28 protein-coding genes are annotated in these 24,863 nt (G+C 72.3%); 15 read left to right on the top strand and 13 right to left on the bottom strand.

Annotated elements, in window-relative coordinates; genetic code table 11:
• Positions 1 to 28 precede the first annotated feature (28 nt).
• Positions 29 to 436 carry a hypothetical protein gene (locus AB0B68_RS03075; RefSeq protein WP_357257619.1) on the top strand — a complete coding sequence of 136 codons (408 nt, stop codon included), beginning with the start codon at positions 29 to 31 and terminating at the stop codon, positions 434 to 436.
• 18 nt (positions 437 to 454) lie between these two features.
• Here AB0B68_RS03075 and AB0B68_RS03070 read toward each other — a convergent pair whose 3' ends face one another.
• Positions 455 to 1,813: an FAD-binding oxidoreductase gene (locus tag AB0B68_RS03070; protein ID WP_355004793.1), complete on the bottom strand. Its 1,359-nt coding sequence runs from the start codon at positions 1,811 to 1,813 to the stop codon at positions 455 to 457.
• Between the two features lie 96 nt (positions 1,814 to 1,909).
• Between AB0B68_RS03070 and AB0B68_RS03065 the strand changes: the two genes are divergently transcribed.
• Both AB0B68_RS03065 and AB0B68_RS03060 read left to right on the top strand, forming a co-directional pair.
• On the top strand, positions 1,910 to 4,006 hold the full coding sequence (locus tag AB0B68_RS03065; protein WP_357197868.1) for a S9 family peptidase: 2,097 nt from the start codon (positions 1,910 to 1,912) through the stop codon (positions 4,004 to 4,006).
• A 160-nt stretch (positions 4,007 to 4,166) separates the two neighbouring features.
• Positions 4,167 to 4,352, top strand: a complete 186-nt coding sequence (locus tag AB0B68_RS03060; protein WP_357257617.1) for a hypothetical protein — start codon at positions 4,167 to 4,169, stop codon at positions 4,350 to 4,352.
• 41 nt (positions 4,353 to 4,393) lie between these two features.
• Here AB0B68_RS03060 and AB0B68_RS03055 read toward each other — a convergent pair whose 3' ends face one another.
• The 4 genes from AB0B68_RS03055 to AB0B68_RS03040 all read right to left on the bottom strand — a co-directional run bounded on the left by AB0B68_RS03055 (position 4,394) and on the right by AB0B68_RS03040 (position 7,896).
• Positions 4,394 to 5,914, bottom strand: a complete 1,521-nt coding sequence (locus tag AB0B68_RS03055; protein ID WP_357257614.1) for an FtsX-like permease family protein — start codon at positions 5,912 to 5,914, stop codon at positions 4,394 to 4,396.
• Positions 5,911 to 6,612: an ABC transporter ATP-binding protein gene (locus tag AB0B68_RS03050; protein ID WP_355004789.1), complete on the bottom strand. Its 702-nt coding sequence runs from the start codon at positions 6,610 to 6,612 to the stop codon at positions 5,911 to 5,913. The genes AB0B68_RS03055 and AB0B68_RS03050 overlap by 4 nt, the downstream gene beginning before the upstream one ends.
• Positions 6,609 to 7,145, bottom strand: a complete 537-nt coding sequence (locus AB0B68_RS03045) for a PadR family transcriptional regulator (RefSeq protein ID WP_357197860.1) — start codon at positions 7,143 to 7,145, stop codon at positions 6,609 to 6,611. Before AB0B68_RS03045 ends, AB0B68_RS03050 begins: the two co-directional genes overlap by 4 nt.
• Before the next feature lie 160 nt (positions 7,146 to 7,305).
• Positions 7,306 to 7,896: a TIGR03086 family metal-binding protein gene (locus AB0B68_RS03040; RefSeq protein ID WP_357257612.1), complete on the bottom strand. Its 591-nt coding sequence runs from the start codon at positions 7,894 to 7,896 to the stop codon at positions 7,306 to 7,308.
• 31 nt (positions 7,897 to 7,927) lie between these two features.
• Here AB0B68_RS03040 and AB0B68_RS03035 point away from each other — a divergent pair, with 31 nt between their 5' ends.
• Positions 7,928 to 8,746 (top strand): AraC family transcriptional regulator, encoded by an 819-nt coding sequence (locus tag AB0B68_RS03035; protein WP_357257609.1) that lies wholly within the window; start codon positions 7,928 to 7,930, stop codon positions 8,744 to 8,746.
• Positions 8,747 to 8,784: 38 nt separating this feature from the next.
• On the opposite strand, the gene AB0B68_RS03030 is transcribed toward AB0B68_RS03035, so the two are convergent.
• Genes AB0B68_RS03030 through AB0B68_RS03005 form a run of 6 tightly spaced genes read right to left on the bottom strand, consistent with a single transcriptional unit; the run spans position 8,785 to position 14,385 of the window.
• A complete protein-coding gene (locus AB0B68_RS03030; protein ID WP_357257607.1) occupies positions 8,785 to 10,314 on the bottom strand; it encodes a SpoIIE family protein phosphatase in 1,530 nt (509 codons plus the stop codon).
• 13 nt (positions 10,315 to 10,327) lie between these two features.
• Entirely contained in the window at positions 10,328 to 11,689 is a 1,362-nt protein-coding gene (locus AB0B68_RS03025; RefSeq protein WP_357201048.1) for a sensor histidine kinase, read from the bottom strand.
• A complete protein-coding gene (locus tag AB0B68_RS03020) occupies positions 11,686 to 12,702 on the bottom strand; it encodes a SpoIIE family protein phosphatase (protein ID WP_357201058.1) in 1,017 nt (338 codons plus the stop codon). The genes AB0B68_RS03025 and AB0B68_RS03020 overlap by 4 nt, the downstream gene beginning before the upstream one ends.
• Complete coding sequence (locus AB0B68_RS03015) at positions 12,699 to 13,118, bottom strand: anti-sigma regulatory factor (RefSeq protein WP_357201045.1); 420 nt, start codon at positions 13,116 to 13,118, stop codon at positions 12,699 to 12,701. The genes AB0B68_RS03020 and AB0B68_RS03015 overlap by 4 nt, the downstream gene beginning before the upstream one ends.
• Positions 13,115 to 13,525 carry an STAS domain-containing protein gene (locus tag AB0B68_RS03010; protein ID WP_355004782.1) on the bottom strand — a complete coding sequence of 137 codons (411 nt, stop codon included), beginning with the start codon at positions 13,523 to 13,525 and terminating at the stop codon, positions 13,115 to 13,117. The genes AB0B68_RS03015 and AB0B68_RS03010 overlap by 4 nt, the downstream gene beginning before the upstream one ends.
• Positions 13,525 to 14,385, bottom strand: a complete 861-nt coding sequence (locus AB0B68_RS03005; RefSeq protein WP_357201041.1) for an STAS domain-containing protein — start codon at positions 14,383 to 14,385, stop codon at positions 13,525 to 13,527. Before AB0B68_RS03005 ends, AB0B68_RS03010 begins: the two co-directional genes overlap by 1 nt.
• Positions 14,386 to 14,548: 163 nt before the next feature.
• On the opposite strand from AB0B68_RS03005, the gene AB0B68_RS03000 reads away from it, so the two are divergent.
• Positions 14,549 to 14,905: an STAS domain-containing protein gene (locus tag AB0B68_RS03000; protein WP_030332365.1), complete on the top strand. Its 357-nt coding sequence runs from the start codon at positions 14,549 to 14,551 to the stop codon at positions 14,903 to 14,905.
• An 18-nt stretch (positions 14,906 to 14,923) separates the two neighbouring features.
• Here AB0B68_RS03000 and AB0B68_RS02995 read toward each other — a convergent pair whose 3' ends face one another.
• A complete protein-coding gene (locus AB0B68_RS02995) occupies positions 14,924 to 16,204 on the bottom strand; it encodes an MFS transporter (RefSeq protein ID WP_357257605.1) in 1,281 nt (426 codons plus the stop codon).
• Positions 16,205 to 16,314: 110 nt separating this feature from the next.
• Here AB0B68_RS02995 and AB0B68_RS02990 point away from each other — a divergent pair, with 110 nt between their 5' ends.
• The 4 genes from AB0B68_RS02990 to AB0B68_RS02975 all read left to right on the top strand — a co-directional run bounded on the left by AB0B68_RS02990 (position 16,315) and on the right by AB0B68_RS02975 (position 18,831).
• A complete protein-coding gene (locus AB0B68_RS02990) occupies positions 16,315 to 16,971 on the top strand; it encodes a FadR/GntR family transcriptional regulator (RefSeq protein ID WP_357257602.1) in 657 nt (218 codons plus the stop codon).
• A gap of 39 nt (positions 16,972 to 17,010) precedes the next feature.
• A complete protein-coding gene (gene mscL / locus AB0B68_RS02985) occupies positions 17,011 to 17,484 on the top strand; it encodes a large conductance mechanosensitive channel protein MscL (RefSeq protein ID WP_355004779.1) in 474 nt (157 codons plus the stop codon).
• Between the two features lie 81 nt (positions 17,485 to 17,565).
• Positions 17,566 to 17,817 (top strand): hypothetical protein, encoded by a 252-nt coding sequence (locus tag AB0B68_RS02980; RefSeq protein ID WP_030332357.1) that lies wholly within the window; start codon positions 17,566 to 17,568, stop codon positions 17,815 to 17,817.
• Between the two features lie 642 nt (positions 17,818 to 18,459).
• Positions 18,460 to 18,831: a hypothetical protein gene (locus AB0B68_RS02975; protein ID WP_091395802.1), complete on the top strand. Its 372-nt coding sequence runs from the start codon at positions 18,460 to 18,462 to the stop codon at positions 18,829 to 18,831.
• Between the two features lie 67 nt (positions 18,832 to 18,898).
• Here AB0B68_RS02975 and AB0B68_RS02970 read toward each other — a convergent pair whose 3' ends face one another.
• Positions 18,899 to 20,131 carry a benzoate/H(+) symporter BenE family transporter gene (locus AB0B68_RS02970; protein WP_357257600.1) on the bottom strand — a complete coding sequence of 411 codons (1,233 nt, stop codon included), beginning with the start codon at positions 20,129 to 20,131 and terminating at the stop codon, positions 18,899 to 18,901.
• Between the two features lie 56 nt (positions 20,132 to 20,187).
• Between AB0B68_RS02970 and AB0B68_RS02965 the strand changes: the two genes are divergently transcribed.
• The 6 genes from AB0B68_RS02965 to AB0B68_RS02940 all read left to right on the top strand — a co-directional run bounded on the left by AB0B68_RS02965 (position 20,188) and on the right by AB0B68_RS02940 (position 24,813).
• Positions 20,188 to 20,748 (top strand): XRE family transcriptional regulator, encoded by a 561-nt coding sequence (locus tag AB0B68_RS02965; RefSeq protein ID WP_357257598.1) that lies wholly within the window; start codon positions 20,188 to 20,190, stop codon positions 20,746 to 20,748.
• 115 nt (positions 20,749 to 20,863) lie between these two features.
• Positions 20,864 to 21,583: a protein phosphatase 2C domain-containing protein gene (locus AB0B68_RS02960; RefSeq protein ID WP_355004776.1), complete on the top strand. Its 720-nt coding sequence runs from the start codon at positions 20,864 to 20,866 to the stop codon at positions 21,581 to 21,583.
• A 102-nt stretch (positions 21,584 to 21,685) separates the two neighbouring features.
• The gene (locus AB0B68_RS02955) at positions 21,686 to 22,024 is read left to right on the top strand and encodes a PadR family transcriptional regulator (RefSeq protein ID WP_357201024.1); all 339 of its coding nucleotides are present in this window, start codon (positions 21,686 to 21,688) and stop codon (positions 22,022 to 22,024) included.
• The gene (locus AB0B68_RS02950; RefSeq protein ID WP_357201021.1) at positions 22,021 to 22,866 is read left to right on the top strand and encodes an ATP-binding cassette domain-containing protein; all 846 of its coding nucleotides are present in this window, start codon (positions 22,021 to 22,023) and stop codon (positions 22,864 to 22,866) included. Before AB0B68_RS02955 ends, AB0B68_RS02950 begins: the two co-directional genes overlap by 4 nt.
• Positions 22,863 to 23,555 (top strand): hypothetical protein, encoded by a 693-nt coding sequence (locus AB0B68_RS02945; protein WP_357201018.1) that lies wholly within the window; start codon positions 22,863 to 22,865, stop codon positions 23,553 to 23,555. The genes AB0B68_RS02950 and AB0B68_RS02945 overlap by 4 nt, the downstream gene beginning before the upstream one ends.
• Positions 23,556 to 23,637: 82 nt before the next feature.
• Positions 23,638 to 24,813 (top strand): GNAT family N-acetyltransferase, encoded by a 1,176-nt coding sequence (locus tag AB0B68_RS02940; protein ID WP_357201015.1) that lies wholly within the window; start codon positions 23,638 to 23,640, stop codon positions 24,811 to 24,813.
• Positions 24,814 to 24,863: the final 50 nt, after the last annotated feature.

Below are 24,863 nucleotides of genomic sequence, written 5' to 3'. Positions count from 1 at the left end.
CGTCGGCCCGCTGGGTAGATTGACGGCCATGACGAGCGTTGCGCAGGTCACGTCGTACTCTCGGCCGGCGGTCCGGGCCCTGATCGCCGCGCAGTTCGCGACCATCGGCGGGTTCCTCGCCGTGCTGCTGCTCTACGTCGGACGGATGACGAGCGCCGGCATCGGCCCGGCCGAGATGCTGACCGGCGCGTACGACCCGAAGGACATCGCCTTCTTCGGTGTGCTCCACCCCGTGGTGGCGGTGCTCTACCTGACGGGTGCGGTGCTCGGGCTGCCGTTGGCGATCGTCGCGGGGGCGGTGGTCGCCCGGGAGCGCGCGGTCCTGCCCCGGGTGACCCGGTCACTGCTGCTGGCCGGTGCGGTGGGCGGCCTGTTGGTAATGGTGGCCCGTCTCACCCCGCCGCTGCTGGACATGCACCGGTGGTGGCTGGACTGACCCTCTGCCGGCCCGGCCTCACAGGCCCCCGGGGAGTCGGCCGGGCGCGAGCCGGTGCTCCGGATCCAGGTGCCGCTTCGCGGCCCGCAACTGGGCCAGGCCGGCCAACTCGCCCCAGAGGTCGACCGCCTGGCGGACCGCCGCCGGAGCGGAGACCACCACGCAGCGACCCTGCCGGGCCAACAGCACCCCTCTGACGGCGGCCAGGATGGACGCCACCCGGTCGGCTGCCAGCGCCCCGGGCAGTGCCGCGTGCACCACGCCCAGCCCGGCGGAGCCGCGCACCGGCACCGGCGCTCCGGCCGCGTCGCGCAGCGCGTAGACGGCGGCGTGCAGGTCGCCGATCGGCACTTCCAGCCGCAGCGCCGTGTCGCCGGGGGCGAACGGGTAGCGGCGCCACCACGTCGGCGCGGAGTGGGCGATCGTCGCCTCCCCGTGCAGCAGCCCGACCAGCCGCTCGGCGCGCTCATTGACGTCGGCGGGACCGCCCTCCAGCAGCACCACCAGGCTGCCGGCCCGGGACGGGGCGCCGGCCCGGCCAGACATCGACGGGTGGCGTTCCCGGGCGGTGGCGGCCGGGTGACCGGGCGGGTACGACGTGCGGGGGCGGGGGGTGCCTCCGGGCAGGTCCAGCTCGATGGCCGACGGCTCCAGCCGAGCGGCGAGGATCGTCCGGACCAGGTCGTGCACCTCCAACGGCGTCCACACCGGGCGGGACACCCAGAGCCTGCTCGCCGGCACCGGCTGCACCCGCAGGCTCGCCGACACCAGCACGCCGAGAGCGCCCTGGGAGCCGCAGAGCAGGCGGGCCAGGTCGAGCCCGGGCGCGCCGCCGCCGACGCTGATCAGCTCGCCGTCGGCGGCGAGGTAACGCACACCGAGCAGTTGGTCGCAGGGGCTGCCGTGGCGGTGGCGCAGCGGGCCGGCCTCGCCGGCGGCGAGCACACCGCCCAGTGTCGCGCCGGGTGAGGGTGCATCCATGGCGAGCCGCTGCCCGGTGCGCTCCAGGGTGGCCTGCACCGCCCGCAGTGGAGTGCCGGCACCCACGTCGGCCACGAGCGAGTCGACCGGCTCGTGACCGATGCCGGCCAGCCGACCGGTGTCGAGCAGGATGTCGACCTGAACGGGGGCGGCGCCCCAGTCGATCTTCGTGCCCGCGCCTCGGGGCACCACAGTCAGATCGTGCACGGCGGCCAGCCGCAGCACCTCGGCGGCGGCGTGCGGGCCGCCCGGGACGGCGACCCAGCGCGCCGGTCGCCCCGCCACCTCGTCGGCGGGCCCGGCCAGCCGGGAGAACGGTGGACCGCAGATCGCCGCCAACCGCCGGGTGATCTCGAGGGCTCCGGACCGGCCTAGGGAACTCGCTGCTGCCGCCATGCCGGCCATCGTACATGTGTTCGAAAGCCGTGGAGGCGAGTATCGGGATGCCGCTGGTCCGGCGCGCTGCGGCTGCCGGCCGGTAACGTGGCCGCCGTGACCACCGAGACTGCCCCGCCCGCGGCGAAGCGGGTGCCCAGCGAGCGCACCCACCACGGCGACACCGTCGTTGACGAGTACGCCTGGCTCGCCGCCAAGGACGACCCGGAGACGATCGCCTACCTGACCGCCGAGAACGAGTACACCGACGCGCGCACCGCACACCTGGCCGACCTGCGGGCCGACCTGTTCGAGGAGACTCGCCGACGCACCCAGGAGACCGACCTGTCAGTGCCGACCCGCAAGGGCGGGCACTGGTACTACACCCGGACGGTCGAGGGACAACAGTACGGAGTGCAGTGTCGCCGGGCGGTCCGCGACGGTGAGACCGACCCGCCGGTCAGCGCGGACGGCGCCCCGCTCGACGGCGAGGAGGTGCTGCTCGACGGCAACCTGCTGGCCGAGGGGCACGACTTCTTCTCGCTCGGCGCGTTCGACGTCAGCCCGGACGGTCGCTGGCTGGCCTACTCCACCGACTTCTCCGGTGACGAGCGGTTCACCCTGCGGGTGAAGGACCTGACCACCGGCGAGCTGCTGCCGGACGAGGTTCCTGACACGTTCTACGGCACCGCCTGGTCGTCGGACGCCTCGGTGCTGTTCTACGTGACTGTGGACGACGCCTGGCGACCGAACCGGGTCTGGCGGCACACCATCGGCTCCGCCGCCGCCGACGACGTGGTGGTCCACCAGGAGGACGACGAGCGGTTCTGGGTGGGGGTGGAGCTGACCCGGTCGGAGAAGTTCATCCTCATCGACGTGCACAGCAAGGTGACCAGCGAGGTGCTGGTGATCCCCGCCGGCAACCCGACCGGCGCGCCGGCTGTGATCGCCCCCCGCCGACAGGGCGTCGAATACACGGTGGAGCACCACGGCCACCGTTTCCTGATCCTGCACAACGACGGCGCGGAGGACTTCGCGCTGGCGTTCACCTCGGCGGACGTACCGGGCGACTGGGTGCCGCTGATCGAACACACCCCCGGCACCCGACTGGAGGCCGTCGACGCCTTCGCCAATCACCTGGTGGTGTCGCTGCGCACCGACGGGCTCACTGGGCTGCGGGTGCTGCCGGTGGGCAGTGACGACGGGTACGACATCGACTTCCCCGAGCCGCTCTACAGCGTCGGGTTGGACGCCAACCCGGAGTACCGCACCGGCCAGGTCCGGCTGCGCTACTCCTCGCTGATCACCCCCGACTCGGTGTACGACTACGACCTGGTCACCCGGCAGATGGTGCTGCTCAAGCAGAAGCCGGTGCTGCCCGGTCCGGACGGGCGACCGTACGACCCGGCCGAGTACGAGCAGCACCGTGACTGGGCGCTCGCCGACGACGGCACCCGGGTGCCGATCTCACTGGTCTGCCGCGTCGGCACCCCCCGGGACGGCTCGGCGCCCTGCGAGCTGTACGGCTACGGCTCCTACGAGGCCAGCATGGACCCGTGGTTCTCGGTGGCCCGGCTGTCCCTGTTGGACCGGGGCGTGGTCTTCGCGGTGGCGCACACCCGGGGCGGCGGTGAACTGGGCCGACGGTGGTACGACCAGGGCAAGCTGCTGGCCAAGAAGAACACCTTCACCGACTTCGTGGCGTGCGCACAGCACCTCGTCAAGGCCGGCTGGACGGCCAGCGACCGGCTTGTCGCCCGGGGCGCATCGGCTGGTGGCCTGCTGATGGGCGCGGTGGCCAACCTCGCGCCGGACGCGTTCGCCGGGATCGTGGCGCAGGTGCCGTTCGTGGACGCGCTCACGTCGATCCTCGACCCGTCGCTGCCGCTGACCGTCACCGAGTGGGAGGAGTGGGGCAACCCCCTCGACGACCCCGAGGTGTACGCGTACATGAAGTCCTACACCCCGTACGAGAACGTGGCCGCTGTTGACTATCCCGCGATCCTCGCGGTGACCAGCCTCAACGACACCCGGGTGCTCTACTCCGAGCCGGCGAAGTGGATCGCCCGGCTGCGAGCGGTCGCCCCGGGCGGCGACTACCTGCTGAAGACCGAGATGGGTGCCGGGCACGGCGGCCCGAGCGGTCGCTACGACTCGTGGCGCGAGGAGGCGTTCATCAACGCCTGGATCCTGGACCGCATCGGCCACGCCTGACCCGACGGGTCGGCATGATCGCGTTCGGTGGTGGGAGTGGTCCCCTCGGCAGCTCGGGGAGACCACCCACTCCGACGATCGGGCGCGATCATGGCCGGGTCGCGCAGCCGCGGCCCGGCCTTTCCGGGTCGTGGCGGATGTCGCGGCCTAGACTTCCGGGGTGACCGGGGCTACGGATAGTGACGGCGGAGCGGCCGAGAACGTCCGCCGACCGAGCGTGGCGGCGCTGGCGCGGGACCGCCGGGTCTGGCTGATCCTCGCGGTGGTCGCCGGGCTGCTGGTCTGCTGTTGTTCGGCAGTGGTCGGCGCCTTGATCGCACTCTCCTCCGGCCTGCTCGCCGCCTGACCGGAGGGCTGGGTCAGGCCGGCCGGCGGGGGCGGTTCGGATCAGGTCGTCCGCAGCTCGTCCAACGCGGTGCTGGCGCGCAGGAAGAGCAGGCCGACACCGACCGTCACCAGCACCGCCGCCAGGGCGCCGGCGCCGAGCCACGCCAGGTGCTCCAGAGGTACGGGAACGGCTCGCTGCACCGCGGGGTAGTACACGATCCGGGAGTACTGGTCCCGGGTGGCAGGGTCGTCGCAGAGCGCGGCCGGGGCATCGCAGATCAACGTCGACCCGCCGCCCTCCGACACGTCCGCGACGAGCCCTCGGCCGAGCAGCGTGCCAACGGTGAGCGCGAGCAGGATCGCCGGCACGGCCGGCACCAACGCCTGCCAGGCCACCGAACGGCCCAGCGTGGCGCGGGGCACCCCGGTGGCGACCAACGCGGCGTAGGCGCGGCGTCGGGCGACGATCCCCTCGACCAGCGCGACGATCAGCCCGCCCGTCGCGATCAGGATGGCCACGGCGATCGCGCCGTCGACGAGATCCATCGTCGACAGGTAGAAGGGGTTGGCGCCACCGTCCGCCCCGGCGAGTCGGCTCTGCTCCCGCTCGATCTGGTCCTTGGTGGCGAAGTAGGCGCGCTGGGCTGCCGCACCCGCGCCGAAGATCAGGGCGGCGAGCAGCGCCGCGAACGTGCGGCTGCCCGCCCACGGATCGGCCATCAGCCGGCCCGCCGCGAGCAGGGCAGCCGGCCTGCGGGCGTGCCGACGTAACAACCGCCCGCAGTGGTACGACAGCCAGCCGGTGCCCATCACCACACCGATCATCGCCGCGAGCGCGCCCACCACGAACAGCAGTGGCACCAGCCGGTCCGCCATCTGCACGTCGGCGACCCTGTTGACCACCGGCCGGATCAGCGCGAACGAGACCACGCCGAACCCGATCAGGAGCCCGGCCCACGGGCCCGGCCCGCGCTCGCGGGCGGCCTTACGACTCAGCCCGAGCGGGCTGGTGGTGACCGTACGCAGCATCAGGGCGGTGGCCAGCGCCGCCACGACCGGCAGACCGAGCACCACGCCGGCCAGCGCGCCGGTCGACGGCAGCACGTCGGTGGGCAGGGCCAGTCGACCTTGCGCGTCCGGGCGGTGCAGCAGGTCGCGGCCGACCAGGTAGACACCCAGCCCGACGAGCGTGCCGAGCAGCGCGGCCACGCCGGTCTCCAACACCACCAGTCTGGTGACCTGGCCCGGAGTGGCACCGGCCAACCGCAGCGCGGCCAACCGGCGGTCCCGGGCCGGCGCGCCGAGCCGCGCGCACTGACCGGCCAGCGCCAGCACCGGGACCATCAGCATCAGCAGCGCGAACGCCGTACCGCCGCGCAACCCGGGCTCCCGCAGCAGCGCGTTGCGGTACTGCTCGGACTGCTCCCAGGCATCACCGGCGGGTTTCTCGATGGCCAGCACGGTGAGCGCCGCGAGCCCGGCGAGGGTGGCCAGCAGGGCGCTGAGCGCGGTGAGCACCACCCGGGCGGTGTCGGTGCGGGTGCCGGCGAGCGCGAGGCGGAGCAGCGTCGTCGGCCTCACCGGGCGCCGCCGGCCAGCGGCACGTCGAGCCCCAGGCCGGTGTGGTCCACCAGGCCGTCACGCAGCACGATCTCCCGATCCGCGTACGCGGCGATCCGCGGCTCGTGGGTGACCAGCACGACCGCGGTGCGCTGCTCGCGGGCGAGCCGGACCAGTTGGGTGAGGACCTGCTCGCCGGTGAGCGTGTCCAGTGCGCCGGTCGGCTCGTCGGCGAAGAGCACCCGAGGCTCGGTCACCAGCGCCCGCGCCGTGGCGCAGCGTTGCTGCTGACCCCCGGACATCTCACCTGGCCGGACGTCGGCCACCTCGGCCACCCCGAACCGTTCCAGCCAGGTGAGCGCCGCCGTCCGTGCCTCTCGCCGCCCCGTGCCGGCGAGGAGCAGGGGCAGGGCGACGTTCTCGGCGGCGGTCAACTCGGCCACCAGCTGACCGAACTGGAACAGCACCCCGAACTCGGTGCGCCGCAGCCGGGACCGGGCCGCCTCCGACCAGGTGTCGATGCGGTGCCCACGCCAGGTGACCTCGCCGGCGTCCGGCCGGAGAATCCCGGCCAGGCAGTGCAGCAGTGTCGACTTGCCGCAGCCACTCGGCCCGGTGACGGCGACGATCTCGCCCTCGGCCAGGTCGAGCGTCACGCCGCGCAGTGCGGGCGTCGGGCCGTACGCCCGAACCACGCCGCGAGCCTGGAGTTGCGTCACGGATGCACCTCCCGGTGCCAGTCGGCGACCCGGAGCAGGGTGGCGTGCAGCCACCGCAGATCCGCGTCGAGGTGGGCTATCGCGAAATCGGCCGCGACCACGTCGCTGAGGGTGGCGGCCGGTTCGCCCTTGACCGCGGTCAACTCACGCAGCCGTGCGGTGTGCGCTGCCCGCTGGGCGATCAGGTACGACCGGGCCCGATCGACATCGGCGACCAGCAGCGCGACCACTACCTTGGCGAAGAGCGTGCTGGCCACGTACGGCATTGGTGCTTCCACAGTGGACAACCACTGGTCCAGCGCGTCCCGCCCCTGGTCGGTCAGCTCGTACGCCGTGCGATCCGGTCCGGCCACGCGGTCCTGGCCGGCGGCAGCCACCAGCCCGTCCCGTTCGAGGCGGCCGAGAGTGGCGTAGACCTGCCCGAAGGCCAACGGCCGAGCGCGCGGCAGCCGCTCGTCGTGCGCACGCTTCAGTTCATACCCGTGCCGGCTGCCCCCAGCGAGCAACCCGAGCAGAACATGCGGCGTAGACACCCCGCCCACTATTCACCCAGCGAATACCCAAGTCAACAACCCACCCACCCCCACCCCCACCCCGTTGATCATGAAGTTATTGCGCCGACACGCCGAGATCGAGGGCAATAACTTCATGATCAACGAGAGAAGGGCGTACCCCCCGGGGGGGGTTAGGGGGTTAGGGGGTTTGGGGCCAGGTGGGGGTGCGGCCGGTCTGGGTCAGGAGGTGGGCCAGGTTGGGTGCCAGGTCGGGGGGTGGGTCGGGGGTTGGGGTGGCGGGTGGGTCGGCGAAGACGCCCATCTTGCGGGCGGTGGGGCCCAACCGCTCCACCAGCGCGTGCAGCTCGGCCACCGCCTCCGGGGCTGGCTGGTACGGCTGGCCGGTGGCGACCGCGAGATCCCAACCGTGCACTGTCAGGTCCAGCAGGGCCATGCCGCCGATGACGGATTGCGGCATGCCCATGCCCGGCGACACGCCCTCCAGGGTGGACGGATCCGACCAGGCGGCCACCAACCGGCCGGTCTCCGCCTCGAAGCGGTCCCGCCAGCCGTCACCCAGGTGATCGGGCTTCTCGGCCCACTCCACCTGTCGCTTCTCGGCCAGGTCCTGAAAGTTGACCACCACCTGGAAGAGGTGGTTGAGCAGATCACGGACCAGATAGTCGCTGCACGGGGTGGGCAGGTCCAGTTGATCGTCGGAGACACCCCGTACGACGTCGACGGTTCGCGGCGCGGCGGCCGCCAGCAGCTCGCTAGTCTGAGTGGACATAGGGCCAGCGTATGAGGGTGGTCTTGAACAAATGCGACAGCGACCGCGTGGCGACAGCCGGGGAATTCTCGACCCCGGACGCCTGCTGCGCGAGATGCGCTTCCGCCGACACCTGCCGGCGGAGTCGCTGCGCCAGTGGGTCGAGCACTACTGGTTGATCGACTGGGCGTTGAGCGCGCCGTTCGAGCAACGGGTCGTGCCGCACCCGGCGGTGAACGTGGTGTTCCGACGGGACGACGACGGGCCCGAGTCCGGCGAGGTGGCCGGGGTGGGCCGCGACCTGTTCCGGATCACGCTCAACGGCACCGGCCGGGTGTCCGGGGTGCAGTTCCGCCCCGGCGGCTTCCACCCGTTCTGGCGGCGGTCGGTCAGCGAACTGACCGGCCGTAGGGAGCCGCTGCCCTTCGGCCGGTTGGACCACCCGGACGTCCCGGTGGGCGCGGGCGCATCCCCCACCTCGGCGGCCAGCGACGACGAGCGCTGCCGGGCGCTGGACACCCTCCTCACCGCCTGGCAGCCCGAGCCGGACCCGCTGGCCGAGGAGGCCGTCCGACTGGCCGAGGCGATCCGTACCGACCGCACTGTGCTGCGCGTCGACGACTTCGCCGCGCGGCACGACGTTCCGGTCCGCCGGTTGCAGCGGCTGTTCATCGAGTACGTGGGGGTCGGGCCGAAGTGGGTAATCCGCCGCTACCGGCTCCAGGAGGCGGTCGAACAGGCCACCGGTGGCCCGCTGAGCTGGGCCGATCTCGCCGCCGACCTCGGCTACAGCGACCAGGCCCACCTGGTCCGTGACTTCACCGCCGTGGCCGGGGTGTCCCCCGCCGCGTACGCCCGCTCGGTGCGCTGAGAAAGCCGGGAAGCTGCCAGAGCTGAGAAAGCCGCAGATCAGCGACGCCGCAGGACGACCACGGCGACGTCGTCCTGGATCTCCGGTGGGGCCAACTCCGCCAGCAGCCGGGCGCAGAAGTGGTCGAGGTCACCGTCGACGGTCGCTGCGCTCGCGGCCAGCGCGGCCAGCCCTTCGTCGATGGTGGCGTCCCGTCGCTCGATCAGCCCGTCGGTGTAGAAGACCAGCGTGGCTCCGGCCGGCACCACGAACTCCAGGTCGGCCGGGCGCGGGGCGCGGACGCCGAGCAGCGGCGCGGCGTGCTGCACGAACTCGACCTTGCCGTCCATGATCAGCAGCGGCGGAAGGTGCCCGGCGCTGGCCAGCCGGACCCGTCCGGTCGGTGGGTGCAGCAGCAGGACACAGAGCGTGGCGATCTCGTTCGGCAGCAGCGTCCGCATCAGCTCGTTGACGCGGTGCAGGATCTCGCCGGGCTGGTGGCCCTCGACCGCGTACGCCCGCACCGCGTGCCGCAGCTCGGCCATCACTGTCGCCGCGTGCAGCGAGTGGCCGGCGACGTCCCCGATCGCGAGCAGCAGGTGACCGTCGAGCATCACCAGCTCGTAGAAGTCGCCGCCCACCTCGGTCTGCGCGCTGGCCGGCTCGTAGCGCACCGCGAGGTCCAGGCCGGCCACCGTGGGCAGCCCTCGCGGGAGCAGGCTGCGTTGGAGCGTGACAGCGATCCGGTGCTCCTCGTCGAACGAGCGCTGCCCCTCGACGGCCGCCGCCACCGCCTGGGCCAGTTGCTTGAGCACCGGGGTCTGCGCGGTCTGGGTGGCGGTCGGAACCACCACGTACAGCGGGGCCCGGTCCTCGCGCAGTCGGGCGGCGGCGACTGTCACTGTGTCGTCCGCCGGCCAGTCGACAAGCGCCCAGCTCTCCGGGGCCTCCACCCGCACCGTGGCGCCGGTGGGTACCCCGGTGTCGTCGACGACCCACGGCACCACGCTGGCCGCCGTGCCGGGACCGGCGCAGACGCCCGCGAGGCAGTCACCGTCGAAGGTTTCGGCGACCACCGCCGCCGGGCTTCTGAAGATCTGGGCGGCGCCCTCGGCGGCGGCCTCCAGCAGACGCGCGAAGGTCGGCGCGGCGTGCACCGCGACCGTCGTGTCGGCCAACCCGAGCAGCCGCTCGGCGAGCAGTTCGGCGCGCTGCCGCGCCTGGTAGTAGCGCAGCACCGCCCGGGTGGTGGCGATCAGCTCCTCGGGCTCGATCGGCTCGGTCAGGTACGCGTCAGCGCCCCGGGTCAGCCCCTGGGCGCGGTCGGCCACGTCCACGGCGTGCGCCGACACGTGGATCACCGGCATCGCCGGGTGCCGCATCTTGATCTGTTCGCAGACCTCGTAGCCACTCAGGTCGGGCAGCCGGACGTCGAGGACCACCAGGTCAATCCGGTCCACCTCGACCCGAGCCAACGCCTCGGCGCCGTTCTCGGCCTCCAGCACCGTGAACCCGGCCCGGGTCAGCCAGCTGACCAGCAGGTAACGCTTGGTACGACTGTCGTCGACCACCAGGATGGTTGTCGGCATGCCGTCCACGCCGTCACGCCCCGCCTGTGGGTAGGGAGACGGTGAACGTGCTGCCTTCGCCCTGCGCGCTGGTCAGCTCCAGTGACCCGCCGAGCAGCGTCACCAACCGCCGGGCGTACGGCAGACCGAGGCCGGTGCCGCCGACCCGGGTGGCGCCGGGGATCTGGTAGAACTCCTCGAAGATCCGGTCGTGCAGCTCCGGGGCGATGCCCGGCCCGGTGTCGCTGACCTCGAACTGCCAACGGTCGCCGTGTTGGCTGGCCCGCAGCCGCACCTCGCCGCGCTCGGTGAACTTCAACCCGTTGTGCAGCAGGTTGCGCAGCACCTGACCGAGCAGCACCTCGTCGGTGCGCAGCAGGGCTGGCCCGGTGAGCTCCTCCACGACGAGCTCCACCTCCGGGCGGGTGGCCAGCGCGCGCAGGGTGCCGCGTAGTTGACCGAAGAGCGGCCGCAGGTCGACCTCGGTCACGTCCGGCTCGATCCGACCGGACTCCGCCTTGGCCAGGTCGAGGAGTTCGTTGACCAGGTTGAGCAGGTCCGCCGCCGATGAGCGGATCAGATCGACCTGGCGGCCCTGCTCGTCGGTGAGCGGGTCGGAAGCGGAGTCGGTGAGCAGCCGCCCCAGGCCGATGATCGCGGTGACCGGCGCGCGCAGTTCGTGGCTCACGTTGGCCAGGAACCGGCTCTTCGACTCACTCGCCGCGCGGAGCTGGGCCGACTTCTCGTCCAGCTCGGCGTAGAGGGCGACGACGCCCCGGTTGGTCTCCTCCAACTCCTCGGTGAGCTGGTTGTAGAGCGCCAGCACGCCGCGGTTGGTTTCGGCCAGCTCCTCGTTCAGCACGGCCAACTCGTCGCGCTGACTGCGCACCTCGTCCAGTGCGGAGATGAGTTGGCCGTTCTGCACCGTCAACTCGTCCAGCGCACTGCTCGGCGCGGTGCGGCCGAGTTCGGTACGGAACTCGGCGAGCCGCTCCGGGGTCGGCATCGGCGCGTTGGCCGGGACTCGTCGGGACATCCGTACGACCGTAACCCCCTCGACGGTCGACACGCTCAGTGTGTCGACCAGTCGGGACACCGCGCCGGACTGCGGTTGGTAGCGGTCGTCCGGCAGCGGGGACACCGGGGCCAGGTCGGCGCGCAGGTGGAACCGGCCGTCGGCGCCCGCGTCGACGTGGAAGGAGACGTCCGCTCCCCCGGCCGTCCGCAGCAGGTCCCGGGCGACCTCGCTGAGCGCTGTGGCGATCCGCACCTGGTCCTGGTGTTCGAGGCCGACCACCGCGGCCACCTCGCGCCCCCGCTGGCGGATCACGAAGATGTCCTGTTCGACCCGCAGTGCCATCTGCAGCAGCGGCTGGGCCGAAGGTTCGTCGGTCATACCAAGGACCTTGCGACAAGTACGCAGGCGTCGTCGCGCCGCACACCCACGTCACGCAGCAGCGTCGCCGCCATCACCAGTGGTGACTTCTCCGTCAGGCCCGGGTAGTCGGCCAACCGCCACCGGTCGGCCACCCCGTCGCTGTGCATCACCAGCCTGGCGCCCGGACCGAACGGGTACGCGTACTCCCGGATCGTCGGCCGCTGGTGCCCGGCGATGCCGGGCAGCGAGACCAGCCCGCGACGCTTGTCGTCAGCATCGACGACCACCCCGGAGATGTTGCCCAGGCCCGCGTAGTGCAGCACCCCGGCCTCGGGTGCCAACTCGGCGACCGCGAGTGCGGCACCACGGGTGTGCGACATGCCGCGGTGCAGGTGACCGACCACCGTCGCCGGTGGGCCGGCCGGGGCGTTGCGGAACGCGGCGAGCGCCGCATCGGTGGCGGCCCCGGCCAGCGGGCCGTGCCCCAATCCGTCGCTGACCAGCACCTGGTGCCGCCCGTCGGCGACCCGGACGGCGTACCCGTCGCCGCTCACCGTCTCGCCGGTCAGCGGTCGGGTGAGAGCGCCCGCCCAGGACGGGGACGGCCGTGCCTCGGCAGGCCAGACCTGCACGGCGAGGACTGTGCCCCGGCCGGGCAGCGAGTATCCGTCGAACCAGCTGGCCTGCCGGACGATGGCACCCAGACCGATACCGAGTGTGCCGGTGGTGGAGTGCCCGTCCTGGGACGAGACGGTCAGGTCGGCCATGCCGGGCCCGGAGTCGATCGCCACCAGCTCCACGCCGGCCAGCCCGTCCCGGCGTACCGGTCGGAGCAGCAGGACACCGTCGTCGGCGTGCTTGACCAGGTTGCTGGTCAGCTCGGCGGCAACGATGGCCAGGTCGGCGATGCGCGCCCCGCTCATCTCCACCTGCGCGCCGAGCCGTTCGGCGGCACGCCGGACGGCACTCGCGGCGCTGCTGGACTCCACTCGGAACCAGATGCCACTGTCGGTGACCGCGTCGGCGTTCACCTGGACCACTTGGTGACGGTGATCCGCGTACCGGTCTCCGCTGACGTCTCGATCTGGAACTCGTCGACCAGGCGTCGCGACCCACTGAGCCCGAGGCCGAGGCCGCCGCCGCTGGTGTAGCCGTCGGTCATCGCCAGATCGAGGTCGGCGATACCCGGCCCGGAGTCGGCGAACACGATCTGCACGCCCTTGCGTCGACCGTTGTCCACGATCGTCACCTCGACCGAACCGCCGCCGCCGTACACCAGGGTGTTGCGGGCCAACTCGCTCGCCGCGGTGACCACCTTGGTCTGGTCGACGAGGGACAGCTTGCTGGCCACCGCCACGGCGCGGACCAACTGCCGGACGCGCACCACGTCCTCATCGCTGCGGACCGACTGCGCCTGTGGCTGGCCCAGGTCGACGCCCGCGGTCATGGCGTGGCCGTCTCGGCGTCCGGATCGTCGTCGAGCTGGTGGTCGAGCTCGTCGGCGTGGGCAGCCGCGATCAGTTCCATGCCGCGCTCGACGTTTAGCGCGGTACGGATGCCGTTCAGCGACAGCCCGAGTTCGACAAGGGTGATGGCGACGGCCGGACGCATCCCGACCACCACCGTCTCGGCGTCGAGCACCTTGGAGATCGACGCGATGGCGGAGAGCATTCGCCCCACGAAGGAGTCGACGATGTCCAGCGCGGTGATGTCGATGATGACGCCGTGGCAGCCGGTGTCCACGATCCGCTCGGCCAGATCCTCCTGGAGCTGGACCGCCGTCTGGTCGGACATGTCGAGCTGGATGGAGACGAGCAGGATGTCGCCGATCTTGAGGATCGGTACGCGTTCCATCAGAAGCCCCGGCGCGGCTGGCGACGGGCGGTCTCCACCCCGTTGAGCCGCAGCACGTGGCGCAGCGCGTCGGCGAGGCTCGCCTTGGTGGCGATGTCACCGAACTCGATGCCGAGCGCCACGATGGTCTGCGCGATCTGCGGGCGGATGCCCGAGATGATGCAGTCGGCGCCCATCAGTCGGGCGGCCACCACGGTCTTCAGGATGTGCTGGGCGACCTGGGTGTCCACCGCCGGTACGCCGGTGATGTCGATGATCGCGTACGGCGAGCCGGTGTCGACGAGGGTCTGCAGCAGGCGCTCCATGACCACCTGGGCCCGAGCCGAGTCCAGGGTGCCGACCAGCGGCACGGCGACGACGCCCTCCCAGAGCTTGACCACCGGTGTGGAGAGCTCGAGCAACTGCTCGGCCTGGTCGGCGATCAGGCTCTCCCGGGTGCGGACGAAGCTCTCGAACGTGAACAGGCCCATCTCGTCGACGAGCCTGGAGAAGGCGACGTAGTCCGACAGCGCGTTCGGACCCCCGGCCTCCTGCAACAGTTCGGCCAGCACGTCCTTCAGCGCGAAGACGCTGATCGTGGTCTCGGTGGCGGAGAAGCCCTGCCGGGCCCGGCCACGAGACAGCTCGGAGAGCGCGGCGCGCAGTTCGGCGGCGCTTTCGGCGGACAGGTCGATGGTGCCCTGCTCGCTCGTGGCGACGATGGCGCCGTGCAGATCCTGGACCTGCCGGCGCAGCTCTGCCTGGCTCAGCCGGCCCCGCAACGAACTGGTGACGATCTCGGTCCACCGAGTCGTGACCCGTTCGTCCTGCCCGCTGAGCAGCGCGGCGAGCCGACCACTTTCTTCGGTGCTCAACGCCATTTCGAACCCCCTTGACCTGGACCGGGCGGACTCTATCACCGGGGTCTGATCAACTACTTGCCCCGTAGCAACGGAATGACGATGGCCACCGGAGGACGGCTCCCGTTCTACCTCCGGAGATGGTCGTGGGATACCGTTCCCCCGATAACAGGAGGTCTGGCGAATGTCGTTGACGGTGCACACGGAACAACGCGGCGACGTGGTCGTCGTGGCGGTCGCGGGCGAGCTGGACATGGCCACCGCACCGCAGCTGCAGGACCAGATCACCGACCTGCTCGACAAGGGCCGCAACCGGCTGGTGTTCGACCTGGCGGACGTCTCGTTCTGCGACTCGACCGGCCTGTCGGTCTTCGTCCGCGCCAAGAACAGCTGCGACGAGGCCGGCGGCGTGGTCCGGCTGGCCGCCCCGCAGCGCGGCGTGCTGCGCATCCTTGAGGTGAGCGGGCTGGTCGAGGTGCTGCACACCTACCCGACGGTGGATGAGGCAGTCGCCGGCGAACCGACGCCGGCTTCCTCCTGACCTGACCGTCGGCGTGCGTCACTCGTCCTCGACGTAACGGGGACGAGCGATCGCCATGCCCGCCGTCGTCTGCACGGCGAGGGCACCCAGCAGGAACCCGATCGGCGCGGTCCAGCCGCCGGTGGCCTCGTAGAGGATGCCGACCATCAGCGGGCCCAGGGCGGCGATCACGTACCCCGTGCTCTGCGCGAACGCGGAGAGCGCCACGGTGCCCTCGGCGGTGCGGGCGCGTAGGCCGATGGCGGTCAGGATCATCGGGAACGCGCCCTGCCCGATCGCCAGGAGGGCGACCCAGAGCAGCGCGGCGCCGTGCGGTGCGAGCGCCAAGCCCAGGTAGGCCAGTGCCGACGCGGTGGTCAGCCCGAGCACCAGCGGCCGCAGGCTGCCGAGCCGACCGGCCAGGGTGGGCATCAGCAGCGCGATCGGCACGCCGAGCGCGGTCACCCCGGCGAGCAGCAGCCCGGCCGACTCCGGCTGGTAGCCGGCGTCACGGAACAGTTGGGCCAGCCAGCCCATGATCGCGTACCCGCTGAGCGACTGCGCCCCGAAGTAGACGGCCATCGCCCAACCGAGCCGGGTCCGCGCCGGCCGGACCCGCGTGGGCGTGGCGACGACCGCCGTCGGGGTCACCCGCCGCGCCGCGGCGCGGGCCCGCAGCGCCAGCGGCACCCACGGGAGTACGGCCACCGCGGCCATCGCGGCCCACACGCCGAGCCCGGCCCGCCACGACCCGAAGGCGTGCGCGATCGGCACCGCGGAGGCGGCGGCCACCGTCGTACCCACTGTCAACGCCATCGTGTACGCGCCGGTGACCAGGCCGGTGCGGTGCGGGAAGTGCTGCTTGACCAGCATCGGCAGCAGGATGTTGGCGACCGCGATGCCGGACAGCGCCAGCGCGCTGGTGAGCACGAAGATCAGGGCGGAGTCGGTGGCGACCCGGAGCACCTGGCCGACGGCGAGGGCGAGCATGGCGACCATCAGCACCCGGGCCGGCGCCACCCGGCGGACCAGCCACGGGGTGAGCGCGCCGAGCCCGGCGAACGCGATGGTCGGCAGGGTGGTGACGAGGCCGGCGGTGACGCCGGAGAGGCCCAGCCCGTCGCGGACCTCGTCGAGCAGTGCGCCGAGGCTCGTCACCACGGCGCGCAGGTTGAGCGCGACCAGCAGCATCCCGGCCAGCACCAGCGCGCCACCGGTCGCCGGGTGCGTCCGCCGGCCGGTGCCGGGGTCCCGCGTCGGACGACTATCGATGGCGACGGGGGCGGGCAGCGCCGGAGCGGCGGTTGGTGGCGGGGTCATGACCCTTAACCTACAATCATGGGATGAATTTGGGACCGGTGATGTAACCAGTGCCACCGTCGGTTGAATTCCCCTCCGCGCCGCCGGCACCGCCCCGCGGCCAGCCCGCCGTGCCACCGCGCGGCCACCGGGTCCGGCAGACCACCGAGCAGCTCCGCGCCCGCATCCTCGGCGGCGAATGGCCCGTCGGAGGGCGCATCCCCACCGAGCCACAACTGGTCGCCGCGCTGGGCGTCGGGCGCAACACGGTCCGTGAGGCGGTCCGCGCCCTGGTGCACGCCGGGGTGCTGGAGTGCCGGCAGGGCTCCGGTACCTACGTGGTGTCCACCGACGAACTGGCCCCGGTGGTCGCCCGCCGACTCGGCGACGACCGGATGACCGAGGTCATCGAGGTGCGCCGCGCGTTCGAGGTGGAGGCCGCCCGGCTCGCCGCGTTGCGGCGTACCCCGGAGGACCTGGCGGCGCTCGACGGCGCGCTCGCCCAGCGCGAGGCCGCCTGGCACGGCGGCCGGGTCGACGCGTTCGTCGAGGCCGACGCGGCACTGCACACGGCGGTGGTCGCCGCCGCGCACAACGCCATGCTCGCCGAGCTGTACGCCTCGGTAGGCACCGCCCTGCGCAGCACTGTCGCCCAGGCCATGGGCGAGGAACTCACGCCCGAGCGCTACGTCGACCACACCCGGCTGGTCGAGGCGATCCGGGCTGGCGATCCCGGCCGGGCGGCGCTCGAAGCCGGCGCTTTTCTGGAACCCGCCGAACGGGCATAGGTTGTGCCCGACAGAAAAGCGGACACCTCGGGAGTACGAATGCTCAAGGGCTTCAAAGACTTCATCATGCGCGGCAACGTCGTCGACCTGGCGGTCGGTGTCGTCATCGGCGCCGCGTTCACGGGCGTGGTCACCCAGCTGACCAAGTCGTTCCTCGACCCGCTGATCCGGGTCTTCGTGCTGCTCATCACCGGCAGCGACAAGGGTTTGGCCGGCACGGCACCCAGCTTCCGTGGCATCCCGTTCGACTGGATCGCCTTCGTCAATGCGGTGATCACCTTCCTGCTGACCGCGCTGGCGCTCTACTTCCTGGTCGTCTACCCGATGAACCGGCTGGCCGAGCGGCGCAAGCGGGGCGAGGAGCCGCCGCCCTCGGCGCCGAGCGAGGAGGTCAAGCTGCTCACCGAGATCCGGGACGCCCTGGTCTCCGCCGGCCACACCACCCCCGGCCAGCAGCGTGGGGCGCTGGACGACGTGCTGGGCCGCCGCCCGGAGCCGCCGACGCAGCGCTGACCCGAACGGATGCACATCGGCCCCTGCGGGATTCCCGCAGGGGCCGCATCTTCTCGTACGTGTGTTCGATAGAGTCCCGCCATGGAGCAGCGAAAGCACTGGTGGAACGGGAAGTGGGGGCGGCTGGCCCGGCGGGACGTCTTCCTGCGGGTGGACGCCGACCGCTGGCACGTCGAGCAGCGGGCCGGCGGCGCCGAGGGCATCTCCCGTTTCTACGAGTACGGCAGTGCGGACGAGGCCGAGGACACCGTCCGGGCGCTGCTCGACGGCCCGGACACCTGGCGGGAGCTGTCCCCCCGCCCGCCCGGCGGCTGGACCCTCCCGAACACCTGAGTGCGCGGAACACCGTGCACGGGCGCGAGGGTGCCGGATGCGTCTGCTGCGTGCCGTCTCTGCTGGGTGCTGGAGGCCGCCTGCTGCGTGCCGGGTGCTGGAGGCCGCCTGCTGCGTGCCGGGTGCTGGGGGCCGTCTGCTGCGTGCCGGGTGCTGGGGGCCGTCTCTGCTGGGTGCTGGGGGCACCTGCTGCGTGCCGCTGCTTGACGTCTGCTGCGTGCTGGGTGCCGTCTGCTGCGTGCCACTGGTGTGGCGGCCCGCCGCCGCCACCTTTTGCGCGGGCCGTGGAGGCGGCATTGCTTTTGGCGGTGATGACTGTGAGGCATCAATATGACTCACAGTCATCACGCTCCCGAGCCCATCGCCTCCGAGCCCATCGCCCCCGGCCCACAGCCTCCGAGCCCACCGCCTCCCCGACCCCCCGCCTCCGAGCCCATCGCCTCCGGACCTGCCACCTCCGAGCCCATCGCCTCCGGACCGGTCACCTCCGAGCCACTGCTCTGGAACGAGGTGCGACCACACCGAGGCCACCGCTGCCGCTGCGCGGCGGGTGGGAGGGACGGGCAGGCGGGCCGGCAGCGGACGGGCGGGGTGGGTGGACGGCGGCGTTTAGCGGCGCACTGCTCCGGGAACCGCAGCGGGATGGACCAGCAGGACGAGCAGCAGGCGACCATCTCGCGGATCACCACCGGGATGCCGGTGATCGACTCAGCTGGCACCGAGGTCGGCACCGTGGACCTCGTCCAGCGGGGTGACCCGAACGCGGTGACCGTCCAGACACCGACCGCCGACCCGGGCAGCAGCCTGGACGAGCTGATCGAGGCGACCGCGGTCGAGGAGCCGGACGTCCCAGCCGATCTGGCGGCGCGACTGCTGCACAGCGGCTATCTGAAGGTCTCGACCGACCTGACCCGCACGGGCGCGGTCTACGTACCGGCCGACCGGATCGGGTCGGTGGCTGACGGCCGGGTCCTCCTGGCCGTCGGGGTGGCCGACCTGCCGCCCGAGGAGTGACCCAACCGCCCTGATCGACTCAGGTTCACGGAAATCGGGGTGTCCGGAGCCTCGGGACGGCCCGACTTCATGAAACCCGAGTGGATCTGCCCGACGCGGCGGGAGCAGGCCCGCCCGGCGCGGCCTGAGCGGGCGCGGCCGGCGCGGGTTGGCGGCGGTGGAAGAGAAGCAGCATCAGGCAGCCCGCGACCAGGCCCCAGAACGCGCCGCCCACGCCGATCAGCGTCACCCCGGACGCGGTCACCACGAAGGTGACCACGGCGGCCTCCCGGGTCGCCGGGTCGGTCACCGCCGCAGCGAGCGCGGTGGCGAGGGCACCCAGCAGCGCCAGCCCGGCGACCGCCTCGATGAGGATCGGTGGGGCGACCGCCACCAGCGTGGTGGCCACGCCGGCGCCCAGTCCGAGCACGGCCAGCCCGACACCTGCGGTGACCGAGGCGATCCATCGCCGCTCCGGGTCGGGGTGCGCGTCGGGGCCGGCGGCCAGCGCGGCGGTGATCGCCGCGAGGTTCACCGCGTGCCCACCGGCCGGGGCGGCGAGCAGACTGGCCAGGCCGGTGGTCCGCAGTGCGGCGCCGAACGGCGGCCGGTAGCCGTGGCCGACCAGCACCGCCATGCCGGGCACGTTCTGCGCGGCCATGGTGACCAGGAACAGCGGCAGGGCCACCCCGACGAGCGCGGACGCGTTCCAGGCTGGCGCGGTCAGCGTGACCGACGGGATCAGCGCGGCAGCGGTGAGGCCGGTCGGCGGTGCGGTCAGTGCGATCGCTGCCACGGCCACCACCAGCGCACCGGGCACCGCCCAGCGTCGGGCGAACCGGTGCAGCAGTAGCCAACCGACCACCACCGATCCGGCCACCACCGGCAGCTCTACCAGCGCGCGGACCGGGGCGGTGCACAGCGGCAACAGCACCCCGGCGAGCATGGCGCCGGCCACCGGCTTGGGGATGGCGGCTACCGCACGGCCGAGCGGCGGGAACAACCCGGCCGCGACGATCAGCACACCGGAGACGAGGAAGGCGCCCACCGCTACCGGCCATCCTCCCGGCGGCGGCCCGGTCGCCACCAGCAGCGCCGCGCCCGGAGTGGACCAGGCCACGCTCATCGGTATCCGGTACCGCCAGCCCAGCCAGGCGGCGGCGAACCCACATGCCACGCAGAGAGCGAGCAGGCCGGAGGCGGCTTGTGCGTCCGACGCGCCCGCCGCTCGGAGCCCGGCCAGCACGACGGTGAACGAGCTGGCGAAGCCCACCAGCGCGGTCACCGCCCCTGCCAGCACCGGTTGCACGCGTCCGGCCACCACACTCCTCCCGACTGTTCCGTTTACGGAACGGAAGCGTGTAGCACGATAGCCGGGTGCCGCACCCACCACCAGCCCCGCGCCCGGGCCTCGACGTGGATCCCGCCGTCGTCGGGCGCCGGGTCCGCACCCTGCGCGAGGAGCAGGGGATGTCGCTGTCCACACTCGCCCGGCTCGCCGGTGTCGGAAAGGCCACCCTCTCCGGCCTGGAGCACGGCACCCGCAACCCGACCCTGGAGACGCTCTGGGCGGTCACCGCGCAGCTCGGCGTACCGCTGACGGCGGTGCTGGCGGAGCCGGCCGCCGGGCCCACAGTGCACGGCACCGCGGTCACCGCCACCCTGCTGGAGGTCTTCACCGACACCGACGCGACCTACGAGCTGTACCGGATGCGGGTCGCGCCCGGCGCCGGCCAGCTCTCGCCCGCCCACCCGGCGGGAGTCACCGAACACGTCACCGTGTTCGCCGGGGTGCTGCGCGCCGGGCCGGCCGACGCACCGCTGACGGCCGCGGCCGGTGGCCACCTCCGCTGGGTGTCGGACGTGCCACACAGCTACGCGGCGGTGGGCGACGAGGAGGTCGCCGCGAGCCTGCTGCTGCGCTATCCGCGCCGCTGAGACCGCGCGGATCGGTCACGGACCGTCGACCTCGTCGACGATAATCGCAATCATTTCTCGACCTAGGTAGGAGGCGTAGAGACGAATGCCGGTTGTTCTTGGCAAGCTTGACCCCATGACGCTGATCCTCCGCTCGGTCATCCTCAACGACATCGGCTTGGTGCGCACCAACAACGAGGACTCCGCCCTCGCCGGTGACCGCCTGATCGCGGTCGCCGACGGCATGGGTGGGCTGCCTGCGGGCGAGGTGGCGAGCGAGATCGTGATCCGGATCCTGGACGAGCTGGCTCCCCCCACCGACCCCGACGGCGCCGCCGACGCGCTGCGTGCCGTGGTCAGCACCGCCAACCAGCGCATCCACGCCGCCATCACCGTCGACCCGAGCCGGGACGGCATGGGTACGACGCTCACCGCGGCGCTACTGGCCGGGGAGACGCTGGTGCTGGCCCAGGTGGGCGACTCCCGCTGCTACCTGCTGCGTGAGGGGGAGCTGACCCAGCTCACCCGGGACGACACGTTCGTGCAGGCGCTTGTCGATCAGGGGACCCTCTCTCCCGAGCAGGCCCGCCACCACCCGCAGCGGTCCCTGGTGACCCGGGCCGTGCAGGGCGCCGACACCCCACCGGCGGTCGGGGTGCTCACCGTGGTCGCCGGTGACCGGCTGCTGCTGTGCAGCGACGGGCTCTCCGACTACGTCGAGGACGAGGCCATCGCCGCGGCCCTGGGCATGTACGCCGACCGCCAGCAGTGCGGTGAGCAGCTGGTGAAGCTGGCTCACCACGCCGGCGCACCGGACAACGTCACAGTCGTGGTCTCCGACGTCGTCGCCCGCTGACCCGTACGGCTCCCTCGGCGGCTCACCCGAACCGACTGGTTCGGGTACCGCTGCCACAGTAGGTGGTTGTGCCATCTAGCTAGCGCCGCTACTGTCCGACGCGTGGATTCCGACCGGCGCGGGCAGTGGCTGCGGGGGGTGCTCGACATCTGCGTCCTGGCCCTGCTGTCCAAAGGCGAGTCCTACGGCTACCAACTCGCCCAGGCGCTCGACGCGGCGGGCGTCGGGCCGATCCAGGGCGGCACGCTCTACCCGGTGCTGCTGCGCCTACAGAAGACCGGCCTGGTGACCGCGCAGTGGCGGGAGGGCAGCGCCGGGCCGGCCCGCAAGTACTACCGGCTCACCGACGACGGGCACGCGGCGCTCCACGCGGGCGGCAGCGCCTGGCTCACCTTCGTCCGGCCGGTGAACGACATCGTCACGAAGGGGGTCACCCGGTGAACGCCGACGATTGGCTGCGCACGCTCACAGCCGAGCTGCACCAGCGCCGGGTCGCGGCGGACGCCGCACGGCACGTGGTCGCCGAGGCCGCCACGCACCTACGCGAGGGCGGCGGCGACCCCTGGGTCGTCTTCGGCCCACCCCAGCAGTACGCGGGCGCTGTCGTGGAGAGCATCGGCACCGCGCCCGGCCCGCGCCCCGGGCCGGTCCGGCTGCACGCGGCAGGCATCACCAAGCGGTACGGACGGCGAACCGTGCTGCGCGACGCCACGCTCACCGTCCGGGCCGGACAGATCGCCGCCGTCGTCGGCGCGAACGGCTGCGGCAAGAGCACCTTCCTCCGGATCTGCGCCGGCCTCATGTCACCGGACGCCGGTGAGGTGACCGTCTCCGGGCGGCTCGGCTACTGCCCGCAGTCTGGCGGCACCGCCGACTTCCTGCTCGCCGACGAGCACTTCGTGCTGGTCGGCGCCGGTCAGGGTGTGGCCCGGGGCCCGGCCCGCCGCGCCGGTCGGGCGGCGGCACGGCAGCTCGGCTGGGAAGCGGGCGGCGACGTGCAGGCCCGCCACCTGTCCGGCGGCACTCGACAGAAGCTCAACCTGACCATGTCCACGCTCAGCGCCCCCGACGTGCTGCTGCTCGACGAGCCGTACCAGGGCTTCGACCAGGGCACGTACGTCAACTTCTGGGACCAGCTCAGCAGGTTGCGCGACGCCGGCGCGGCCATCGTCGTGGTGACCCACCTGCTCAACCAACTCGACCGGGTGGACATCGTGCTCGACCTGACCCCGGCACACGAGTCCGGGTGGCACGCGCCCGGCATCCAGGGAGGCCGCCCGTGAACCGGCTCGTCACCGTCGCCGAGATGACCCTGCGGGAGCTGCTGCGGCGTCGAGGCGTACTCCTGCTGTTGTTGTTGATGCCGTTGACCTTCTACCTGATCCGGCGGGACGCCTACCTCGGGCAGTCGGTTCGCTCGCTGCTGCTCGGCGTGGGTTGGGCGGTGAGCACCGCCGCGCTGTTCGCCACGACCGCGGCCCGCGAGCTGGAGCCGAGGCTGCGGCTGGCCGGCTACCGCCCACACCATCTCTATCTCGGTCGGATGCTCGGCCTGTGGACGGTGGGGCTGGTCATCTCCGTACCCTTCTTCCTGCTCCCGATGATCGACGGCGCGGACCTGCGGTACGGCGGCCTGGCGGCGGCGCTGCTCTGTTCCGTCGCGGTGGCGGCGCCGTTCGGAATGCTGATCGGTGCGCTGCTGCCCCGCGAGTTGGAGGGCACGCTGCTGCTGCTCACAGTGGTGACGGTGCAGATGCTGATCGACCCGGCCGGGTCGGGGGCGAGATTGACGCCGTTCTGGTCGAGCCGGGAGATCGCCACCTGGACGGTCGACAACACCGACCAGGGCTACCTCTCCCGTGGCCTGCTGCACGGGGTCGCCGTCACCGCCCTGCTGGCTCTGGGCGTGGCCGCGGTGGCCAGCGTCCGCCTGCGCCGCCGTCGCCACCTGCGGCACCTGCCGGTCGGCTGACGCCGGGCCGGCCGCGGATCGGGCCAATCCGGTTGCTGCGACCCGCGCGGCGGGTTGAGATGGGCGAATGACCATTCGCCGGGTGACCGACGACGACCGTCTCACCACCAGCTTTCCGCTTGCCGCGTACGCCTTCGAGTCCTCGCCGCTCAGCGCCGCCCGGACGGCGGAGTTTCGCGACTACCTGCCCTACAACCAGGGCAACCGGACGTTGATCGCCGAGGAGGACGGCACCACGTTGGCCGCCGTCTCGGCCATCCCGATGCGACAGAACCTGCGCGGGGTGGTGCTGCCGATGGCCGGTGTCGCCGGGGTGGCTACCCATCCGCTGGCCCGCCGGCAGGGACACGTCCGGACGTTGCTGCACCAACTCCTCGACGAGATGCGCGACGAGGGCCATCCGCTCAGCGCGCTCTATCCGTTCCGGCCCAGCTTCTACGCCCGGTTCGGCTACATCGGGCTGCCCAAGCCGCGCCGGGTCACCTTCACCCCGGCCAACCTGGGTTCGCTGCTCCGGGTGGACCTGCCCGGCGAGGTCGGCTGGGAGCGCGTTGCCGCCGGCTATCCGGCGTGGCGGGCGTTCACCGAACGCAACCTCCAGGAACGACACGGCTTCGCGATCTTCCCGGAGAACCGGGCGGTCGGGATGCGTGACCGCGACGAGTACTGGTTGCTCACCGCCCGGGTCGGCGGGGAGGTCACCGGCGCGGTGACGTACCGGATCGACGATTACGGCGGCACGCTGCACGGCAACGAGCTGCTGGTCACCGACCCGCTCGCGCGGGCGCTGCTGTTGCAGTTCTTCGCCCGGCACGTCGACCAGATCGAGCGGATCACCGTTCAGGTTCCGCCGGACGAGTTGCCCGAGCTGTGGCTGACCGACCTGGACGTGCACGTCGAGGCCCGTACCCAGGTGCCGGGTTCGTCCGCGCCGATGGCCCGGCTGCTGTCGCTGGACGCGTTGAGCGGGCTGCCCGCCGGCCCGGGCCGGGTGCGGATCGAGCTGACCGGGGACCGCTGGTTGGCCGGCACCCACCTGCTCGACGGCACGACCGGGGCGCTGGAGTTGGTCGACGACACCACCGGCCGCGCGCCGACCGCCACGCTCACCGCCGCCGGTCTCTCCGCCCTCGCGTACGGGGTGCTGGACCCGGCCGAGCTGCCACTGCGCGGTCTGGGCGAGGTGCCGGTGGACGCCGCCACGGAGTTGCGCGGCCTCTTCCCCCGCCGGGTGCCGTACCTCTTCGCCGACTTCTGAGCCCTCCTCACAAACGGGTTTGTCGCCTCGGCGAGCGTGGGTACGGTCCC

The organism is Micromonospora sp. NPDC049049 (assembly GCF_040649115.1).
Taxonomy (GTDB): Bacteria; Actinomycetota; Actinomycetes; order Mycobacteriales; family Micromonosporaceae; genus Micromonospora.
The sequence above is the reverse complement of the archived record's forward strand: the minus strand, read 5'-3'. Positions and strand labels throughout refer to the sequence as shown.

What these genes read in the sequence shown, in the direction of transcription:
- AB0B68_RS03075 (WP_357257619.1), top strand. Translation starts at nt 29, where the DNA reads ATGACGAGCGTTGCGCAGGTCACGTCGTACTCTCGGCCGGCGGTCCGG.
- AB0B68_RS03070 (WP_355004793.1), bottom strand. Translation starts at nt 1,813, where the DNA reads ATGGCGGCAGCAGCGAGTTCCCTAGGCCGGTCCGGAGCCCTCGAGATC.
- AB0B68_RS03040 (WP_357257612.1), bottom strand. Translation starts at nt 7,896, where the DNA reads ATGTCCACTCAGACTAGCGAGCTGCTGGCGGCCGCCGCGCCGCGAACC.
- AB0B68_RS03035 (WP_357257609.1), top strand. Translation starts at nt 7,928, where the DNA reads ATGCGACAGCGACCGCGTGGCGACAGCCGGGGAATTCTCGACCCCGGA.
- AB0B68_RS03030 (WP_357257607.1), bottom strand. Translation starts at nt 10,314, where the DNA reads ATGCCGACAACCATCCTGGTGGTCGACGACAGTCGTACCAAGCGTTAC.
- AB0B68_RS03025 (WP_357201048.1), bottom strand. Translation starts at nt 11,689, where the DNA reads ATGACCGACGAACCTTCGGCCCAGCCGCTGCTGCAGATGGCACTGCGG.
- AB0B68_RS03015 (WP_357201045.1), bottom strand. Translation starts at nt 13,118, where the DNA reads ATGACCGCGGGCGTCGACCTGGGCCAGCCACAGGCGCAGTCGGTCCGC.
- AB0B68_RS03010 (WP_355004782.1), bottom strand. Translation starts at nt 13,525, where the DNA reads ATGGAACGCGTACCGATCCTCAAGATCGGCGACATCCTGCTCGTCTCC.
- AB0B68_RS03005 (WP_357201041.1), bottom strand. Translation starts at nt 14,385, where the DNA reads ATGGCGTTGAGCACCGAAGAAAGTGGTCGGCTCGCCGCGCTGCTCAGC.
- AB0B68_RS03000 (WP_030332365.1), top strand. Translation starts at nt 14,549, where the DNA reads ATGTCGTTGACGGTGCACACGGAACAACGCGGCGACGTGGTCGTCGTG.
- AB0B68_RS02995 (WP_357257605.1), bottom strand. Translation starts at nt 16,204, where the DNA reads ATGACCCCGCCACCAACCGCCGCTCCGGCGCTGCCCGCCCCCGTCGCC.
- mscL (WP_355004779.1), top strand. Translation starts at nt 17,011, where the DNA reads ATGCTCAAGGGCTTCAAAGACTTCATCATGCGCGGCAACGTCGTCGAC.
- AB0B68_RS02980 (WP_030332357.1), top strand. Translation starts at nt 17,566, where the DNA reads ATGGAGCAGCGAAAGCACTGGTGGAACGGGAAGTGGGGGCGGCTGGCC.
- AB0B68_RS02975 (WP_091395802.1), top strand. Translation starts at nt 18,460, where the DNA reads ATGGACCAGCAGGACGAGCAGCAGGCGACCATCTCGCGGATCACCACC.
- AB0B68_RS02960 (WP_355004776.1), top strand. Translation starts at nt 20,864, where the DNA reads ATGACGCTGATCCTCCGCTCGGTCATCCTCAACGACATCGGCTTGGTG.